The organism is Vogesella sp. LIG4 (genome assembly GCF_900090205.1).
GTDB lineage: Bacteria > Pseudomonadota > Gammaproteobacteria > Burkholderiales > Chromobacteriaceae > Vogesella.
In genome coordinates, this window is sequence record NZ_LT607802.1 from 3002886 (window position 1) to 3021308 (window position 18423).

The following is an 18423-nucleotide window of genomic DNA, read 5'->3' on the forward strand; positions in this document are numbered from 1 at the left end:
CTCTTCATCGATTCAGGGATGCTGCAATGACTATCGATGCCCAATTATTGACGCGCTCGGCCGTGGATATCGTCGGCCTGCTGCGTAGCGAGCAGATCAGCCCGCTGGACTTGCTGGACACCCTGCAGTGGCAGGTGGAGCGGGTGGAGCCGCACGTGAATGCCTTGCCGGTGCGCTGCTGGGAACGTGCTTATGACCACGCCCGCACGCTGATGCAGAAACCGTTGGCCGCACGCGGCCTGCTGTGCGGCATGCCGCTGCCGATCAAGGACCTGACCGCGGTGGCAGGGGTGCGCACCACCTTTGGTTCGCGGGTATACCAGAACCACGTGCCGCAAAGCTCGGATGTGCTGGTCACCCGGCTGGAGGCGCAGGGCGCCATTGTCTACGCCAAGTCGAACACGCCGGAATTCGGCGCCGGCGGCCATACCTACAACGCGGTGTATGGCGCCACCCGCAACCCCTGGCATTTGCAGCGCTCGGCCGGCGGCTCCTCCGGCGGCGCGGCGGCAGCGCTGGCTTCCGGCACCGCCTGGCTGGCGCACGGCTCCGACCTGGCCGGTTCGCTGCGCACCCCGGCGGCGTTCTGCGGCGTGGTGGGCGTGCGGCCAACCCCTGGCCGCATCGGCAGCGGCCCGTCGACTGCCGCCTTCGATACCCTGGCGGTGGAAGGCCCGATGGCGCGCAATGTGGCCGACGCTGCCCTGTTGCTGGATGCCATGTGTGGCATCTCCAGCCACGAGCCGCTGTCGCTCGGTGCCGGTGGCGAGCGTTTTCTCGATGCCGCACTGCGGCCGCAGCGCCCGCTGCGCATTGCCTACAGCCCCGACCTGGGGGTGGGCAAGGTGGACCCGGAAATTACCCGCGTGATGCAGCAGGCGGTGGCGCGGCTGCGCAGCCAGGGCCTGGCGGTGGAGGAGATCGAGCTGGATCTTTCCGCCGCGCGCGAGGCGTTCTATGCCTTGCGCGGACTGGGTTACGCCGGCAACTACGCCGCGCTGCTGGGCGAGCAGCGCACGCTGCTCAACCCCAATGTGGTATGGAACATCGAATACGGCCTCAAGCTGGATGCGCAGCAGATCAAGGACGGCATGCGCATGCGCTCGGTGCTGTACCAGCAGGTGATCCGGCAGCTGGGCGATTACGATCTGCTGATCTGCCCGGCTTCCATCGTGCCGCCGTTCCCGACGGAGTGGACCCATGTGCGGCAGGCGGCTGGTGTCGATTTCGACATCTATATCGACTGGCTGGCGATTACCTATGCGCTGACCATGCTGGCGCTGCCGGTGGTGGCCATGCCATGCGGCATGACGGCGGAGGGCTTGCCGGTGGGCATGCAGCTGGTGGGCAAGCCGCGCGGCGAGGCCGGGCTGCTGGCCATGGCGCGGGCGCTGGAAGCCGCCCTGGGCGAGTGGGCGACGGCAAGGCCGCAGCTGCAGAGCCTGCTGGAGGGGGAAACCGCTGGTCATGCCTGAGAGCGTAGAGCACCTCGATAAACGCCTGCTTTCGAGGTGCTCTGGCGAGTAGGCAGCAAGGGCCGGTCATCTGACCGGCCCTTGTTTATATGCGCGGGTTCACGCCAGCCGCTGCTGCTCGCGCTGTATCAGCGCCACCAGCGTATCCAGCCGGGTGTTCTGCATTGCCAGTGCCAGGCCGGGCGCCATCACCGGGCCCAGCAGCCGGCTCAGCGTGTTGCCCGGCAGCATTTCCACCGCCAGGCGAGCGCCGCGTTCCACTGCCAGACGCGAGGTGTCGTGCCAGCGCACCTGGCGCGCCATATTGCCGGCCAGGTCGAGGCCGATCTGTTGTGGGTCGCGCAGCACCCTGGCGGCGCTGCTGCTCAAATAGGCCAGCCGCGGCGCTTGCAGGGCAATGCCGGCAAACGCCTGTTGCAGCTGCTGCGCCGGTTCCGCCAGCAAGGGGCAGTGACTCGGCACGCTCATGTTCAGCCGCTGGCAGCAGCTGGCGCCGGCGGCATGCGCGTGCTGTGCCAGCCGGTGCAGCGCCTCGTCGGCGCCGGCCACCACCAGCTGGCGTTCCGCATTGATGTTGGCGAGCCAGGCCGGCTGACCTTCGGCGTGCAGCTGCTGCAGCACGCGCGCCAGCTGCGGCACATCCAGCCCGATCACCGCGCTCATGCCGTAGCCGCGCGGGTAGGCCTGCTCCATCAACTGGCCGCGCAGCGAGACCAGCGCCAGTGCATCGGCAAAGGCGAGCACGCCGGCGCAGACCGCGGCGGCATAAGCGCCTATCGACAGCCCGGCCACCATGTCGGGCGGCCCGGCCTCTGCGGCCAACATGCGCGCCGAGGCCACGCCGGCAATCAGCAGGCAGCGTTGTACCGCCACGGTGGAGTGCAGGGCCCGGGCGCTGTCGAGCTGTGCCGGCGGCAGGTCAAGCGCTGCCGTGGCTTCGGCCAGCGTCTGCCGTATTGCCGGATGATCCGGCAGCTGCTGCAGCATGCCGGGGTAGTGGGCGCCCTGGCCGGGAAAGACGAACAGCACGCTCATGCCGGGCTGCCGTCCGGCTGCCACGGGTTGGCCAGCAGCAGCGGCCCGGTCGGGGTTTTCACCATGACGCGCGCCGGGCGTCGCGCCCATTCGACCAGGGCGATCGCGCCGGCCGGGGTTTCCAGCTGGACGTCGATATGGCAGGGCTGGCGCAGCAGCAGCGTCAGCCAGTAGCGCAGCATGGCCTGGCTTGGCGGGTGCGCGCAGCGGATCAGCAGATCGAGGTCGCTGCCGGCGCGCAGCACCGGCAGACCGGTAGCCAGTTCGTAGCCGGCGCTGCCGCAGACGCCCCAGCCGCAAGTGGTTTCGTCCAGTATCGCTTGCAGCGCCGCCAGCGCCAGCAAGGCCGGCAGCGCATGCCGCCGTGGCGTGTTGGCGAGCCGGGCGGGCAGTGCCTCCGGCGCCAGCTGTTGCACCACCTGTTGCCGGCTTGCCCACAAGGCGTGGCGCTGCTCGCGGCTGGCGCCACGGATGCCGACGGCGACCCTGTCCGCGCTTGCCGCCGCCCGCCGCACCACCACCGGCAGCGCCGGCTGCCACTGGCTGGCAACCCAGCCGGGCAAGGGCTCGGGGCTGTGCAGCGCGCTGGCGTCGCGCAGCCACAGCAGATCATGCGGGCGATACTGCGCCAGCTCAGTCATGCCACTGCTCGCGCAGCCGTGCCCGCACCCGCAGCGAGGCGGAACGTGCCGGGCCAAGCCGGCTCGCCAGATCCGGCGCCGGGTCGCGGGCGATGTCGTCCAGCGCGGCGGCCAGTGCGGCGCGGACGTGGCCGAGGTCGGCGGTGCTGGGCGCGTCGGCGGACGCTACCGGCAGCAGGCGCCACAGCAGCCCCAGGTTGGCGAAGCTGGCGATGTCGTAGGCCATGGGCGGAATGCGTGCGGCCAACGTTGCCAGCTCCTGCTCGCTGCGCTGGGTGACGCGCGCTGCCGACTGCTTGCTCATGGCATGCACCATCACGCCGGCGTCATCCAGCGCCAGCAGGCGGCTGGCCTGGTAGCCGTGCGCCAGAAAGCCGCCGGACATGGCCTTGCCAACGATGAGGCCGATGACCGGGTGGCCGGCCAGCCGGGCGCCGGCATAGGCCGCGGCGGCGGCGGCCAGCGCCTGGTGGATGCCATAGGCTTCTTCGCGCCGGCCATAGGCCTGGCTGGGCACGTCGATGATGGCGACAATGGCGCGCTTGTCGGGCCGTGTCCGGTCTGCCGCCACCAGTTCATTTACCGCCTGCGCCAGCGCCCAGCCTTCCAGCAGGCCGGCCTCGCCATTGCGTGCGCGCGGGAAAGGGTTGGCCGCATCGGCCACCAGCGCCAGGTAGCGCGCCGGGCGCCCGGCCAGCTCGGCATCGGCCACCAGCAGCGAGGAAGGGAACTGCGCCAGAGGCGGCTGGCCGGCGGTGAGCAGCTGGAACCAGTCGCGACCGCGCGTGGATGGGGTGGGCTGTTGCATGGCTTACTCCTGGCTGAATAGCGTGCGAGCACGCTGGCTGTCAGCCTGCTGCGACGAGTCGAGGCTGCTCAGCCGCGGCAGAAAATACCCGCTGCGCGCATGGCGCGGCGTGGCGGGCAGCGGCCGCTGGCAGTAATCGGTGACCGCCGCCCGCAGGGTGTCGCAATCGTCTTCCAGATAGGCGTCGGCAAAGCCGGTGGCAAAGCGCTGCTCGCCGCCAGTCAGGCTCCAGATGAAGGGCCGGTCGCGCGAGTCGTACTCCAGCACGCCGGCTTCCTGCTCGATTACCTGCGGGCCGTTCAGCCCCAGCCGTGCTTCGCGGGTCACCAGCAGGTAGCTGCACAAGCCGGCGGCGATGGACATGCCGCCAAAGCAGCCCACCGGCCCGGCGATGACGCCGACTACCGGGCGGTAGCGCGCCAGGTCGACGATGGCGGCATGAATCTCGGCAATCGCCGCCAGCCCCAGGTTGGCTTCCTGCAGCCGCACGCCACCGCTTTCCAGCAGCAGCACCGCCTGGGTGGCAATGCCGCGGCGGTTGTCTTCTGCGGCCAACTCCAGCGCGCCGGCGATCTTGGCGCCGCCCACTTCGCCCAGGCTGCCGCCCTGGAACGCGCCCTCGATGCTCAGCACCACGGTGGGCTTGCCCGCCAGCCGGCCCTTGAGCACTACCACGCCGTCGTCGGCCTGCGGGACGATCTGCTGCGCCCCCAGCCATGGCGACATCAGGCGTTCGAACGGGTCCAGCAGCTCGCGGCCGCTGCCGGGATCGAGCAGGGCGTGCGCGCGCTGGCGGGCGTTCAGTTCGGTAAAGCTGCGGCGGGCCAGCAGGGTGGCGAGTTTGTGTTGCTGCGTGCTCATGGTGCGGCCTCCAGTGCTTCCAGTGCCTGCGCCAGCCGCAGGCTCACCACGCCGGGCGTGGCGCCGAAGTCGTGGATTTCCACCAGCATCGCCGGCTGTGCCGGGTCGGTGAACAGGCGGTCGAGCAGTGCATGCCAGCGGGCACTGCCTACGCGGGTGGCGCTGGTGATCATGACGCGGGAGAGGCCGGCCGGTGCCGGCTCGATCAGCACTTCCAGGTCACCGGAGCTGACCACGCCGGCCAGCGCACGGCCGCTGGCAGGGGTGCCAGCCGGGTAATCGAGTTGCAGTGTTTCCATGGTTATCCTCGGGAGGCGAGTGCATCCAGCCGGTCCAGTAGCAGCGTGGCGGCCAGCAGGTCGGCGGCGCCGCCGGGCGATGCGTTGAACTGGCGCATGGTGTGGTCGAGCGCCAGCAGCTGCTTGCGCCCGTCGAAATGGCCGGCGCCGCCGGCGGCCAGCGCCGCTCTGGCGCCGTGCTGCAAGGCGGCCAGCGCATCGGGCCCGCCGCGCGACAGCACGCAGGTGTCGTCCAGCTGCGCCATGATGGCGAGCAGTGCATCCAGCCGGGCGTCGGCCTCGTCATGGCCGCGCGCGCGGGTGGCCTGCAGCGCCGGCAAGGCGTGCTCGATGATGTGCGGAAAGCCTTGCTGCGCCTCGGCGCGGGCGCCGCCTACGCCGTAGCGCTGGCAGGTCAGGGTGCCGGGTAGCGGCTGGCTGGGCTGGCGGTGGTCCGGCAGCCGTGCCAGCACGGCGGCGCGCTGGGTGATGGCGTGCGGTGCCAGTGAATGCGGCTCCTGCGCGGCGGCAGCCACCAGCAGGCCGAGCGCCCAGATGGCGCCGCGGTGGGTGTTGATGCCGCCGGTGACCTGCAGCATGGCCTGCTCGCCGGCGCGGCCGATGCTGCCCAGCTGGGTGCGCAGTTGCGGCGTGGCCGCCGCGTGGTAGGCGTGCAGCGCCAGTTCGAAAAAGGTTGGCCGCAAGGCGGTGATGGCATCGCGCATCATCGCCAGCGTCATGTCCCGGTGCACGCCTGGCCCGCGGCTGTCCACCAGGCCGGGCTTGGGGGCCAGGTGCAGCTCGTCGCTCAAGGCCTGGCCGGCAAGCTGGGCGAGGCGGCGGGCGGTGAGCAGCGCCTGGGTGCAGGGCTGGGTGGAAGTGGCTGCGGCTGTCATCACCAGCTCCTGAACCGCGCCGGCGGCTGGTACAGCCCGTCCGACCAGCTGACCAGTTCGGCGATGCTTTTCGCCGCCAGCAGCGAGCGGCTGGCGTCGGCGTGACGGATGCCGAGATCCTCCGGCAATGCCACCAGCCCCTGGCGGCGCAGCTCGGTGCTGCGTCCGGCGTTCTGCGGCAGGCCGATCGGGGTAACGCCGGCCACCGCCGCGATCATGTCCATGCGCTCCTGCAGCGAGCGCGCCTTGTACAGGTAGGCGATGCCTTCCTCGGTGAGCAGGTGGCTGACATCGTCGCCATACACCATCACCGGGGCCAGCGGCATGCCGCAGTCCGCCGCCACCTGCACCGCATCCAGCGTTTCCACCAGCGTGGGCTGGCTGCCGGATTGAAACGTCTCCACCATCTGCACTACCAGTTTGCGGCCGCGCGCCAGCGGGTCATCGCCCTGGATCAGGTCCAGCCATGCCGGGCTGGCATGGCGCCGCCCGCCGGGGTTGTGCCCCATGTTCGGCGCGCCGCCAAAGCCGGAGAGCCGGCCGCGAGTGACGGTGGAGGAGTTGCCCTGGCCGTCCATCTGCAGCGTGGCGCCAATGAACATGTCCACCGCGTACTGGCCGGCCATCTGGCAGTAGGCGCGGTTGGAGCGCAGCGAGCCGTCGCGGCCGGTGAAGAAGATGTCGGGGCGGGCGGCGACATAGGCTTCCATGCCCAGTTCGCCGCCAAAGCAGTGCACGCTGTCCACCCAGCCGCTTTCGATGGCCGGAATCAGGGTAGGGTGCGGGTTCAGCGTCCAGTGGCGGCAGATCTTGCCGCGCAGGCCCAGTGTTTCGCCATAGGTGGGCAGCAGCAACTCGATGGCGGCGGTGTTGTAGCCCAGGCCATGGTTGAGCGATTGCACCTGGTGCCGCTGATAGATGCCGCGAATCGCCATCATCGCCATCAGCACGTGCACCGGCGTGATGTGCCGCGGGTCGCGGGTGAACAGCGGCTCGATGAAGAACGGGCGGTCGGCCTGCACCACGAAATCCACCCAGTCGCCGGGAATGTCCACCCGCGTCAGCTCGCTGCTGTCCTCGACAATCTCGTTCACCTGCGCAATGACAATGCCGTCGCGAAAGGCGGTGGCCTCCACGATGGCCGGGGTGTCCTCGGTGCTGGGGCCGGTGTACAGGTTGCCGTGGCGGTCGGCCTGGTAGGCGGCCACCAGCGCCACATTCGGGCTCAGGTCGACGAACAGGCGCGAGTACAGCTCGATATAGGTATGGATGGCGCCGATTTCGAGGCAGCCGTCCTGCAGCAGCTGGCCGATGCGCAGGCTCTGCGGGCCGGAGAACGAGAAATCGAGCTTGCGGGCGATGCCGGCTTCGAAGATGTCCAGGTGTTCGCTGCGGCCAACGCTGGGGATGATCATGTGCAGGTCATGCACCCGCTGCGGGTTCACTTTGGCCAGCGCGCGAGACAGGAAGTCGGCCTGCTTCTGGTTGTTGCCTTCCAGTGCTACCCGGTCACCGGGGGACAGCAGGATTTCCAGCGCTGGCACCAGCTGGCCGGTGGGCAGGATGCGGCCGTCGGCCAGCGTGCCCAGGCGGGCGATGCGCTGTTGTTTGTCACTGCGGCGCGTGTTCCAGACAACATCGGGCGAGCGGGGGGCTGGCATGGCTGCTTCCTGGCGGATGACATGCCGGCAGGGTAGCCACGGGGTGGGCGGCCATCAATCAAGCCGCCGTACGCTTTGTTAGCCTGAGGGTAATGATTCGCCGGCCGTCTGCAGCATGCGCGCCTCGGCCAGTAGCGCCAGCAGATTGGGGTCGCGTTCGCGGTTGGCCGGCAGGATCAGGCCTATGGTCTGCTGCAGCTGGTAGCGCGGCGCCAGCGGGGTGAGCCGCACGCGGCCGGCCAGCAGGCTGTGCACCCGGCCCGGCAGCAGCGACAGCCCGATGCCGGCGGCCACCAGGTTGATCAGCGAGAAAATATCGTCCACGCGCATGGCTACTTGCGGGCTGAAGCCGGCAATGGCAAACGCCTGCTCGAAGTTGTGGGCGGTGGCAAAGCCGCTGCCCAGGGTGACGAAGCTGGCGTCGCGGTAGTCGGTCAGCTCGGCCGGTTCGTGCGGTGCCGGCTGGCTGGCCGGGGTGGCGAGGTAGACCTGGTCCTGGAAGATCGGCACCGCCAGTAGCCCGGCGGGCAGGCCGCTTTCCGGTAGCGACATCAGCAGCGCATCCAGCGATTGCTCCGCCAGCTGCGCCAGCAGCGCGGTGTTGGAGCCCAGGGTCAGTGCGATGTCCAGATCCGGGCGGCGGGTTTTCAGGCCACTGATCAGGCGGGGGATCAATTCCACCGTCAGCGAATACATGGCGCCGAGCTTGAGCTGCGGCGCGTGGAAGCCGCCGACATTGCGCGCCTCCTGGATGCCGTAGTTCAGCTGCTGCAGGGCGCTCCTGGCGTGCTCAGCCAGAGCCAGGGCGCTGGGCAGCGGCTTGAGATTGCGGCCCTCGTGCCTGAACAGCGCGCAACACAGCCCCTGTTCCAGCGAATGCAGCGCGCGATGCACGCTGACAGTGCTCAGCTGCAGGCGTTCGGCGGTGCGGCCCAGGTGGCCGGTTTCGACGAAGGCCAGCAGGATCTCCAGCTTACGCAGCGTGATTTCTTCGTTGATCATGAGGGCGTGGCATTCCGGATAGGGGGGCTCTTCAGCTTGGCTTCTGGCTGGTTTTTGATCCGCAGGCTGTAGCTAGTCTCTTGCTTTCCGTGTTGGTTCACAGGATCGGCAGGATCCTGGGGCGGAAGCAGTAGGTGGCCCCACGGCGGACTAGGTATGCCGTTCTGGCATGGCATTGTCGGTCATGTGTGTAGCACCCGCGTGTAGCAGCCAAAGAAAAAGGCCATTGAGAATCAGCAAGTTACTGATCTTCAATGGCCTTTTAGGGTTCTGGTGGAGGCGGCGGGAATCGAACCCGCGTCCGGAAGCCCTCTACGAAGAGATCTACATACTTAGTCGTGTCATTTGGATTTGATTACCGACACGCCGACGGACAGGCTTGGCAGTAACGAGTCACCTTGAATTTAACACCGGATCAAGTGACCCGATCCGATGCGAGCTGGTGTGAAATGACTCTACCGGGGTTGCCCCCACAGCCCACCAGCGAGCTGCTGTAGAGTCTAGCCGCAATTAAGCGGCCAGAGCGTAAGTTTCGTCGTTTGCGACTATATAAATTCAGCGTTTTACGGGGTAACTGAAATCCCGGTATGCCCTCATCCGCTTTGCAACCCCCGTCGAAACCAGGTCGCCCCCAGATGTGAGATTTATATTGTAGCGCAGAGCGGGCTTTCAAGGCCAGCCCTGCGTTTTTTAGTGCGCTTCGCCGGCGCGGATGATCTTCAGCGTATTGGTGCTGCCCATCAGCCCCACGCTGTCACCCACGGTCACCACCAGCACGTCGCCCTGGCTGACACGGCCGCGCTCCAGCAGTTTGCGCTCGGCTGCGGCCAACAGTTTCTTCTGGTCGCTGGCGGTGGGCAGCAGGATGGGGAACACGTCGCGATACAGTGCCAGCCGGCGGTAGGTGGCTACCTCGGGGGTAAGCGCGTAGATCGGTACGCCGCAGTTCACCCGGCTCATCCACAGCGCGGTGGAGCCGGTCTGCGTCAGCGCCACCAGCGCCTTTACCTGCAGGTGGTTGGCGGTGAACAGCGCCGCCATGGCGATGGACTGATCCACGCGGACGAACTCGCGGTTGAGGAAGGCGCGCTCCAGCTGGTATTCGGACGAGGTTTCCGCTTCCAGGCACACCCGTGCCATCGCCTCCACCGTTTCCACCGGGTACTGGCCGGCGGCGGTTTCGGCAGACAGCATTACCGCGTCGGTGCCATCCAGCACGGCGTTGGCCACGTCGGACACTTCGGCGCGGGTAGGCACCGGGCTGCTGATCATGGATTCCATCATCTGCGTGGCGGTGATGGTGAGCTTGTTGCGCTCGCGCGCGATGCGGATCATGCGTTTTTGCAGCGCCGGCACTGCGGCATCGCCCACTTCCACCGCCAGATCACCGCGCGCCACCATGATGCCGTCGGAGGAGTCGATCAGGTCTTCCAGGTTGGCAATCGCCTCGCAGCGCTCCACCTTGGCGATGATGCGCGCCTGGCAGCCGGCGGCGTGCACCAGGGTGCGTGCCATGTAGAGGTCGGCGCTGCTCTTGGGGAAGGATACTGCCAGGTAGTCGGCATCCAGCAGGGCAGCCACCTTGATGTCGTCAATGTCCTTGGCGGTAAGCGCCGGCGCCGACAGCCCGCCGCCTTGCTGGTTGATGCCCTTGTTGTTGGACAGCACGCCACCTACTTTCACGCGGGTGTGGATCTCGTTGCCCACCACTTTTTCCACCACCAGCACGATGCGGCCATCGTCCAGCAGCAGTACCGCGCCGGTGTCCACATCCTGCGGCAGTTCCTTGTAATCCAGGCCGACGCGGTTGTCGTCGCCCAGCTCGCAATCGGCATCCAGAATGAAAGGCTGGCCGTTGACCAGGGTGACCTTGTTATTGGCGAACCTGCCGACGCGGATCTTCGGCCCCTGCAGGTCCACCATGATGGCAACCGGCACGCCCAGCCTGTCGGCGGCGCTACGTACCAGGTTGGCGCGGTCGATATGATCCTGCGCGCTGCCATGCGAAAAATTCAGGCGCACTACATTGACGCCGGCCTGCAGCAACCGCTCCAGCGTGGCCTCATCGTTGGAGGCCGGGCCGAGGGTGGCGACAATCTTTGTACGACGGGTCATGGTTGAGTCTCCCTTGATTTGTGTAGTTATGGTACAAAAACACGCTGTAATTGGCAGCTTACATTGGTAGTTTTACTACTTTATATGGCGACTGCGTGTCCTTGCCGAGACAAAAACTGCACTTTGGGCACAATGACGCTCCTGTGGTGCTGTGCTACAGTGCGCCATCAATTCTCCAAACGGGCGATCACGAGTCGCCCGTTATTCATTGCCTATCTATTTATGGCATGAAATATCCCATGGTCTGTAAACAGGAGCATTTTCTGTGGTCAACATTGCCGCACTCGAACCCAAGGTAGTTTGGGAACATTTCCAGACACTGTGTGACATTCCGCGCCCGTCCAAGCACGAGCAGGCGCTGCGTGACTACCTGCAGGGCTGGGCCGAACTGCGTGGCCTGGATACCACCATTGATGCCGTGGGCAACCTGATCATCCGCAAGCCAGCCACCCCGGGCATGGAAAACCGTGCCGGCGTGGTGATGCAGGGCCACCTGGACATGGTGTGCCAGGCCAACACCGGCACCGTGCATGACTTCTTCAACGACCCGATCCGCCCGGTACTGCAGGACGGCTGGCTGATTGCCGAAAACACCACCCTGGGCGCCGACAACGGTATCGGCGTGGCACTGGGGTTGGCCGCATTGAGCGCCGACGATATTCCGCACGGCCCGCTGGAAGTGCTGCTGACGCTGGACGAGGAAGCCGGCATGGGCGGCGCGCTGGGCCTGGAAGCCGGCCTGCTGCAAGGCAAGATGCTGATCAATATCGATACCGAGGAATGGGGCGAGTTCTACATGGGCTGCGCCGGCGGTATCGACGTGAACGTACGTCGCGACTACGCCTGCGAGCCGCTGCCCGCCGGCTACGAAGTGCGCCAGCTGACGGTAGCCGGCCTGCGCGGCGGGCACTCCGGCGCCGACATCCACCTGGGCCGCGGCAATGCCAACAAGGTGCTGATCCGCCTGCTGCAGGAGCTGGGCGAGGTTACCGACCTGCGCGTGGCCAGCTTCAACGGCGGCACCGCGCGCAACGCACTGGCGCGCGAAGCCTTTGCCGTGGTGGCTTACCCGGTCGCGGACGCTGCCACCGTCGCCGCCAAACTGGATGCCTACCAGGCACTGATGCGCTTCGAGCTGGCCGGTGTGGACGAGGGCGTAAGCCTTGCGGCCAACCCTGCCGAAGCCGGCAGCGTGATGGCGCGCGATGCGCAGCAGGCGGTGTTTGCCGCCCTGCACGCCGCGCCGCATGGCGTGAAGCGCATGAGCCAGCGCGTGCATGGTGTGGTGGAGACCTCCAACAACCTGGGCGTGATCAGCATTGCCGATGGCAAGGTGTTCACCAACCTGATGGTGCGTTCGCTGCTGGACAGCGGTTTTCGCAATCTGGCGGGCGAGATCGAGGCGCTGTTCGGCCTGGCCGGCTTTGCGGTGGAAACCGAAGGCGGCTACCCCGGCTGGGCACCCAACCCGGCCTCGCCGCTGCTGGCGCTGTGCCAGCGCGTGTTCCGCGAACAGTTCGGCGGCGATTCCGCGGTGCAGGTGATTCACGCCGGCCTGGAGTGCGGCATCATCGGCGCCAAGTATCCGCAGATGGACATGGTATCGTTCGGCCCCAATATCCGCGGCGCGCACGCCCCGGGCGAGCGCGTGGAAGTGGCGTCGGTAGGCAAGGCCTGGCAGTTGCTGCAGGCCGTGCTGGCCGCCGTACCGGCCGCCTGATCCGCCACGCGGCACCAACAAAACCCGGCCTTCGTGCCGGGTTTTGTTTTATGGCGCGCAATTGGCGAACATAAAGGGGCGGCAAAGTGGTGTCTGATGGCATTCGTGCCGGTGGATGGGCTTGTCATGTTTTCACTGCCGCGGCGGCGGTTCGGCTAATTGATGCATCATTCGGCATATGGCGCTAGCGGCAAATGATGGCTGGCGCGATGTACCTGTGGCTGAATGAATGGCAGCCGGCTGGGGCTGCCCGATGCGGCAGCCTTTTGCCGGTGCGCGGCCCTGCTGGCGATCCGCGTCATGTCTTGCAAGGAGGGTGTTATGTCGCTGAGTGAGCAGGCCTCGCGCCGTGGTTGGCGGATTGCCACGTTGTGGCGCGATGCTTCGCTGTCCGCGGTGACGGCCGGGTTTCTGGCGGTGCTGGTGTCGTACGCCGGCCCGCTGGCCATCTATTTCCATGCCTCGGAGGTTGGCCGCATACCGCCACAGTTGGTGGCCTCCTGGCTGTGGGCCATCTCCATCGGTGCGGCGGTTTCCGGCATCTGGCTGAGCTGGCGGCTGAAAGCACCGGTGATTACTGCCTGGTCGGCCCCCGGCACGGCGCTGCTTGTGACGTTGCTGCCTACCATGCCGCTATCGGACATGGTGGGCGCGTATATCACCGCTGCCGTGCTGCTGCTGTTGATTGGCTGGTCCGGTTATTTCGATCGCCTGATCCAGCGTATTCCACGCGGTGTCGCGTCCGGAATGATGGCCGGCATCCTGTTCCAGTTTGGTACCCAGGCGTTCAAATCGGTGGCGGCCGCGCCCTTGCTGGGCGGGGGCATGTTGCTGGCCTACCTGGTGTTCCGGCGCTTGTTGCCGCGCTATTGCATGGTGATGGTGCTGCTGTGTGGTGTTGCCTTGGCGCTGGGCAGCGGCGGCATGAGCTTGCCGGCCATGCAGCTGGGCATGACGGTGCCGCAATTCATGGCGCCAAGCTGGAGCTTGTCCGCGACCTTCAGCCTGGCTATCCCTCTGGTGATTGTCAGCCTCAGCGGGCAATACCTGCCGGGCATCGCCATTCTGCGTGGTGCCGGCTATGCGGTATCGGCGCGCCCGATCCTGGTGGTGACCAGCCTGCTGTCGCTGCTCATGGCCTGTTTTGGCGGTATCACCATCGTGGTGGCGGCCATTACTGCCGCGCTCTGTACCGGGGCGGATGCCCATGAAAACCCGGCCCGGCGCTATGTGGCAGGGCTGGCAAATGGCGGTTTTTACCTGTTGGGCGGGGTGTTTTCCGGGGCCTTGGTGTTGCTGTTTGCTGCGCTGTCGCATGAGCTGGTCGCGGTACTGGCCGGTGTGGCACTGATAGGTGCCATTGCGGCCAACGTGGCCGGGGTGGTTGGCGATGAAAAGCACCGCGAAGCCGCGATGATCACCTTTCTGGCTACCGCCTCCGGGATGAGCTATGCCGGGATGGGCGCCGCATTCTGGGGCGTGGTGCTGGGCAGCATCGCGCACCTGATTCTGCAGTCGAGGTCGCAGGGCAAGGCTGATTGACGGCCATGCTCGGGCGCCATATGCACATCGGCAATTTGCTGCCCGCGCACGGTGGCTGCCTGCGGGCGGGGTTGGCCTGTTGCGTGTGGGCACGGCAGCGCGGCGACCGGTCGGCAGGGTCAAGGTGCCGCCCGCCGATAAGAGCATGCTGGCATGCGGCGATGCCTGGCCGCTGAAGGAAGGCTCAGCGGCGATAGTGCGCAACGGGCTGCAGAAAATCTGTCTGATATTCGGCCTTGCTTATCAAGCAAGGCCGATTTCTATTTGTGACTCAGTCAGAATATTGCTACCGAATAAAAGGTGGCGCTTGCATGTCAATATTGATAGTGTGGCCCCGGAAAGCAGGGTGCAGAAAATCTGGTGGTTGTAAGTGTATTTTGTGGTGGGGGATATATACGACCGATTGTTTTGTTTGCGGGGAGCCGCGTACATGCGGAGTTGCCGGCAGTTTTGAGTGGCTTTATATGGCCGCCTGGATGATATTTTTAATATTGTGCCCGGTATTTTGGCTGGTTTGAGAGATGGCTACTTAAAACTTATGGTAGAAGGGTTTTATCAGGATTCCATTCGCCTGACGTGTCCGGGCCGGCGTGCATCAAAGAAGTGAATCGATAACCTGCAAAAGCCGGCTATGGCACCGCGCGGTCAGTGCCTTGCGGCCAACCTTGGGGCGGCGCCGGCGGTAGTTGCTGCTATGCTCCTCCCCGGCTGGCGTATGCTGCTGTGTTTCCCGTCGGCAAGGCCGCTTGGGTAAAATCGTGCCTGTTTGTACAAAAATTCTGGCGCGCACTTAGCAAGCATCTGCTTGGAGGTGAAACTATAAGGAGCTGATTTTTTATTGCCGGCGGCTACCGGAATTCTGTTGCTTTTATTTTTTCCCTTACTGGCAGGTAATATTTTTTGGGCTGTCACTATTTTTTATGGTGATATTTCATGGCTGTGGACTATATATATATTGATTATTCTTTGACTGTTCCTCCCGCTGGTTTGAGCTTTGTTCTATTGTTGCCGGGAGTCTGCAATATGAGTTGCGATTGTAATGTCGATATGAATGATCGGTAAATTGTTTTGCATATGGCGAGTTAATATTATTCTGAGAGTCATCAGGCATAGGCGATTGACATGATTAAAGAATAATTTTTGTTTCGTCTTGATGGTTGTTTTCACCAGTTTTGGCCATGGTGCATTGCGCAAGCAAAATTTTATGTGAGTGCTGTGGTTGAGTGATGGTGAGGTCTATGTGCATAAGAAGCAGTGATGCGTGGTGCGTATGTCTATGCGTTTGGATTTTTACAGCGAGGGGCTGGATGACAAGTATGAGTGGATGTAATTCCTGAATAGGAATGGACTGTGCAGCGTGGCAGTGCTGGAAAGGCACTGATTTTTGATAGTGATGTCGGTATTCGACATGGGCGGACGTGAGAGGGTGATGTGAAGTAGAGCAGTGCCAGGGAGTGAAAAATGCATATCAAGAATCGCGTAATGGTTGCCGAAGATCACGATCTTTTGCGGGATGGCCTGTGCTCGATGATATCGGCCCGCGACGAGTACATTGTGGTTGGCGAGGCAAAAGACGGTAAGGAAGCATGCCACCTGGCCGTTACACTCAACCCTGACCTGATCCTGATGGATATTTCAATGCGCGGCATGAATGGCATTGAAGCCAGTGCCGCCATCAAACACCGCGAGCCCAGCATCCGCATCATTGTCCTTACCGTGCATCAGAACGAAGACTACGTGCGGGAAGCCTTGCGCGTAGGTGTGGATGGCTATGTGCTGAAAGACGTTTCGTTCGAGGAACTGCTGACCGCCATGCAGGCGGTAATGCAGGGGAAAAGGCATCTCAGTGCCGAGGTGTACGGTTGCATGGTGGATTCGTTTGTTACCGGGCGTGAGGCGACGTTGCCAAGAAATGGCTGGGACAAGCTGACGGTGCGCGAACGCAGCGTGCTCAAGCTGATCGCGGAAGGGCGTACCAACCGGCAGGCTGGCGAGTATCTGAATCTCAGCCCGAAGACGATAGAAAAGTACCGTGCCAGCCTGATGCACAAGCTGGATATCGTCAATCTGGCGGAGCTGATTGTGGTGGCCATCGAAATGGGCCTGGTCACCATGAAAACGGTGCGGGAGCCTGAGCAGGAACATGCGCTCAGCCTGTTGAGGCATCTGTAGCGCCAAGCACTGGAAAGCGCTTGCGTTAGCTGATTTACGGCCAGGTCGCCGACACCAGGGTGCCGCCCCTGCCGGGCGAGTGGATGGAAAACTGCCCGCCATTGGATTCCACCCGGTATTGCATGCCGACCAGGCCCAGGCATGCCGAACATTCATGGTTGTTTGCCAGCGGGCGGACTTCATAGCCGATGCCGTTATCCTGGATGGTCAGCACCAGGCAGCCCGCGACCCGTTGCAGGCTGAGACTGATCTCGGTAGCGGAGGCGTGCTTGATGGCATTGTTCAACGCCTCCTGGGCGACGCGGAACATGTCACCCTTCAGGTGTTCTGGGATATCGCCATCTTCGATATTGCAGTCGAAATCCACCACCAGATTATCCGTAATGCGCTCGATGCTGCGGCACAGCGCAGCCAGGGCGGCAGGCAGGCCCTGGCGGTCCATCATCAGCGGGTACAGGTCGCTGCAGATATGCCGCAGGTCGCCTATGGTTTCGCGAATGCGCAGTACCGTGTTGTCGAGCAGCTGGGCGGCGTTGTCGACCTGGCCCTGGCGCAGGCGAAACAGCGAATCCTCCACCATCAGCTTGATCAGGGCCAGTGCCTGCCCCATGCCGTCATGCAGCTCGGAAGACAGCCGGCGCCGCTCTTTCTCCTGCCCCAGCGTGAGAAAGGCGAGGTGGCCCGGTATGTCGGATTCCGCCGGCAAGCCGATATCGATAGCCCCGGTCTTGATAATCATGGGTTCTTCGAACAGGGTAAGCCGCGAACTCTCCAGACCATCCCTTTCCACGGCAATGGCTTGCTGGTGCAGGATCAGCCGGCTTGGCAGCCCGGTGCGCCCGCGCAGTACGGTGCTGAAGGTACACAGCGCGCTGGCCATGGCCGTTGCCAGGTGCTGCTGCAGGGAGTGCTGGTGATCATCCGGCGCCATATCGATCAGTAGCTTGCCTACCAGATCCTTGGGCGGGTAGCCGAGCAGGGCAGCCGCATTCTTGTTCGCCGATACGAAGCGCCCGCCGGGTGTGAGTATGGCCAGTGCGCCACCTCTGACATCGGTGATTGCCCCCATATTTGTCGCGCTGGGCCTGATGGTAGTGCTGAGCTTGCGCATGGCCTCGATGAGGTCATGCAATTTGATTGGTGGCTCACCAAGTAGACGGACGCTCATTCCACCTCCAGGCATAGGTAAAATACAACTGCAAAAACATGGGCCGGTTTTTTATTTGGCCCAATACAATTACTGCTCCTGAATGAGCGGGTGGAACGCCCGCCCGTGTATACCTAACGCCTGAAAGTGCATCTACGCCAAATGACAGCGCTTTCTGGGTAAATTATAGACCATGCCTGTTTATCTCAAAGATTGCCCCTGCGCATGCGGCTGCCCCTGGCTGCTGATATGAAAAGGCGATATGGCTAATCTTCTTTGGTGGAAAATATTTCAGCCGGCCGTCACGTTTCATGGCGTGGCTGGCTGAGCCCATGCCTGTTTATTCTGCTTGTCGCAATGGAATAACAGGCATGTGGCACAAGGGGGTTAATTGGCGGCCATCAGTTTCCGGTAATTCTGCAGCAGGTCGTCGGCGGTAGCGAAACCATCGACTCGTAACCAGGGTTTACCGGGCGCCGCGCGCAGCAGTACCACGGGGGTATGGCTCATCTTGTCCTGGTGGAATACGTTGAATGCGCGCTGGGTGGCAACGCTGGCGGCTACGGTGCCGGTGTAGTAACGCGATTCGGGGTTGGCCCCGAATCGCCTGGCATAGGCACGCAGCTGTGGCGGTGTATCGTTTTCCGGGTCTATCGAGATGGACAGCAGGTGCACCTTGTCGCGGTCGGGGCCCAGTTTGCGCTGCAATTGCGACAGCACCTGGCTGGTCATGGGGCAGATATCCCTGCAGGCGGTATAAATGAAGGTCACCACCACCGGGCGGCCGTCGTCCAGCTCGTCTTTCAGCGATACGGTCTGGCCGTCGTCACGCACCAGGTTCACGGTGGGCAGGGTGTAGTTCACGGTAGAGAGGTGCACCTTGCGCATCGAGGCGGGGATGCCCCCTGCCTTGAAGCCTTCATGCGGGAAGGCGGGCGGGGCCATCAGGGTAAGCATGCCGGCGAGCGCGAGGATCACTGCCCGGCTCCCGGGTTTTGTGGATGTTGACATTGCAGGCTCCTATCCCAAGCAGGGAATGATTACCGGTTGTACGCGGGTGCTCATGACAG

At 64.3% G+C, this 18423-nt stretch carries 15 protein-coding genes and 1 other RNA gene; 4 read left to right on the top strand and 12 right to left on the bottom strand.

Translation table 11 applies throughout. The features are described 5' to 3' along the window. Positions 1 to 26: 26 nt before the first annotated feature. Positions 27 to 1475: an amidase gene (locus PSELUDRAFT_RS14120; RefSeq protein WP_088967438.1), complete on the top strand. Its 1449-nt coding sequence runs from the start codon at positions 27 to 29 to the stop codon at positions 1473 to 1475. 99 nt (positions 1476 to 1574) lie between these two features. Here the strand turns inward: PSELUDRAFT_RS14120 and mdcH are convergent, their stop codons facing one another. The 10 genes from mdcH to pyk form a co-directional block, all read right to left on the bottom strand. After that, positions 1575 to 2510 (bottom strand): malonate decarboxylase subunit epsilon, encoded by a 936-nt coding sequence (mdcH, locus tag PSELUDRAFT_RS14125; RefSeq protein ID WP_088967439.1) that lies wholly within the window; start codon positions 2508 to 2510, stop codon positions 1575 to 1577. Then, a complete protein-coding gene (locus PSELUDRAFT_RS14130; protein ID WP_088967440.1) occupies positions 2507 to 3151 on the bottom strand; it encodes a malonate decarboxylase holo-ACP synthase in 645 nt (214 codons plus the stop codon). The genes mdcH and PSELUDRAFT_RS14130 overlap by 4 nt, the downstream gene beginning before the upstream one ends. After that, positions 3144 to 3959, bottom strand: a complete 816-nt coding sequence (mdcE, locus tag PSELUDRAFT_RS14135; protein ID WP_088967441.1) for a biotin-independent malonate decarboxylase subunit gamma — start codon at positions 3957 to 3959, stop codon at positions 3144 to 3146. The genes PSELUDRAFT_RS14130 and mdcE overlap by 8 nt, the downstream gene beginning before the upstream one ends. Before the next feature lie 3 nt (positions 3960 to 3962). Then, positions 3963 to 4820 (bottom strand): biotin-independent malonate decarboxylase subunit beta, encoded by an 858-nt coding sequence (locus PSELUDRAFT_RS14140; RefSeq protein WP_088967442.1) that lies wholly within the window; start codon positions 4818 to 4820, stop codon positions 3963 to 3965. After that, the gene (locus tag PSELUDRAFT_RS14145) at positions 4817 to 5119 is read right to left on the bottom strand and encodes a malonate decarboxylase subunit delta (protein WP_088967443.1); all 303 of its coding nucleotides are present in this window, start codon (positions 5117 to 5119) and stop codon (positions 4817 to 4819) included. Before PSELUDRAFT_RS14145 ends, PSELUDRAFT_RS14140 begins: the two co-directional genes overlap by 4 nt. A 2-nt stretch (positions 5120 to 5121) precedes the next feature. After that, complete coding sequence (locus tag PSELUDRAFT_RS14150; protein WP_088967444.1) at positions 5122 to 5994, bottom strand: triphosphoribosyl-dephospho-CoA synthase; 873 nt, start codon at positions 5992 to 5994, stop codon at positions 5122 to 5124. Beyond that, positions 5994 to 7655 carry a malonate decarboxylase subunit alpha gene (mdcA, locus tag PSELUDRAFT_RS14155; RefSeq protein WP_088967445.1) on the bottom strand — a complete coding sequence of 554 codons (1662 nt, stop codon included), beginning with the start codon at positions 7653 to 7655 and terminating at the stop codon, positions 5994 to 5996. The genes PSELUDRAFT_RS14150 and mdcA overlap by 1 nt, the downstream gene beginning before the upstream one ends. Before the next feature lie 78 nt (positions 7656 to 7733). Further along, positions 7734 to 8657: a LysR family transcriptional regulator gene (locus PSELUDRAFT_RS14160; protein WP_088967446.1), complete on the bottom strand. Its 924-nt coding sequence runs from the start codon at positions 8655 to 8657 to the stop codon at positions 7734 to 7736. 271 nt (positions 8658 to 8928) lie between these two features. Then, positions 8929 to 9290: a transfer-messenger RNA gene (gene ssrA / locus PSELUDRAFT_RS14165) on the bottom strand. Positions 9291 to 9347: 57 nt separating this feature from the next. Continuing rightward, positions 9348 to 10772 carry a pyruvate kinase gene (gene pyk / locus PSELUDRAFT_RS14170; protein WP_088967447.1) on the bottom strand — a complete coding sequence of 475 codons (1425 nt, stop codon included), beginning with the start codon at positions 10770 to 10772 and terminating at the stop codon, positions 9348 to 9350. A gap of 265 nt (positions 10773 to 11037) precedes the next feature. Here pyk and PSELUDRAFT_RS14175 point away from each other — a divergent pair, with 265 nt between their 5' ends. The 3 genes from PSELUDRAFT_RS14175 to PSELUDRAFT_RS14185 all read left to right on the top strand — a co-directional run bounded on the left by PSELUDRAFT_RS14175 (position 11038) and on the right by PSELUDRAFT_RS14185 (position 16206). Next, positions 11038 to 12492 carry an aminoacyl-histidine dipeptidase gene (locus PSELUDRAFT_RS14175; protein ID WP_088967448.1) on the top strand — a complete coding sequence of 485 codons (1455 nt, stop codon included), beginning with the start codon at positions 11038 to 11040 and terminating at the stop codon, positions 12490 to 12492. Between the two features lie 321 nt (positions 12493 to 12813). Beyond that, a complete protein-coding gene (locus PSELUDRAFT_RS14180; RefSeq protein ID WP_088967449.1) occupies positions 12814 to 14034 on the top strand; it encodes a benzoate/H(+) symporter BenE family transporter in 1221 nt (406 codons plus the stop codon). 1461 nt (positions 14035 to 15495) lie between these two features. Continuing rightward, entirely contained in the window at positions 15496 to 16206 is a 711-nt protein-coding gene (locus PSELUDRAFT_RS14185; RefSeq protein ID WP_088967450.1) for a response regulator transcription factor, read from the top strand. A gap of 34 nt (positions 16207 to 16240) precedes the next feature. On the opposite strand, the gene PSELUDRAFT_RS14190 is transcribed toward PSELUDRAFT_RS14185, so the two are convergent. Together PSELUDRAFT_RS14190 and PSELUDRAFT_RS14195 are read right to left on the bottom strand one after the other, a co-directional pair. Then, positions 16241 to 17275 (bottom strand): histidine kinase, encoded by a 1035-nt coding sequence (locus tag PSELUDRAFT_RS14190; RefSeq protein ID WP_197693870.1) that lies wholly within the window; start codon positions 17273 to 17275, stop codon positions 16241 to 16243. A gap of 465 nt (positions 17276 to 17740) precedes the next feature. Next, positions 17741 to 18331, bottom strand: coding sequence for an SCO family protein (locus tag PSELUDRAFT_RS14195; protein WP_197693871.1), 591 nt, complete (start codon positions 18329 to 18331; stop codon positions 17741 to 17743). Positions 18332 to 18423: the final 92 nt, after the last annotated feature.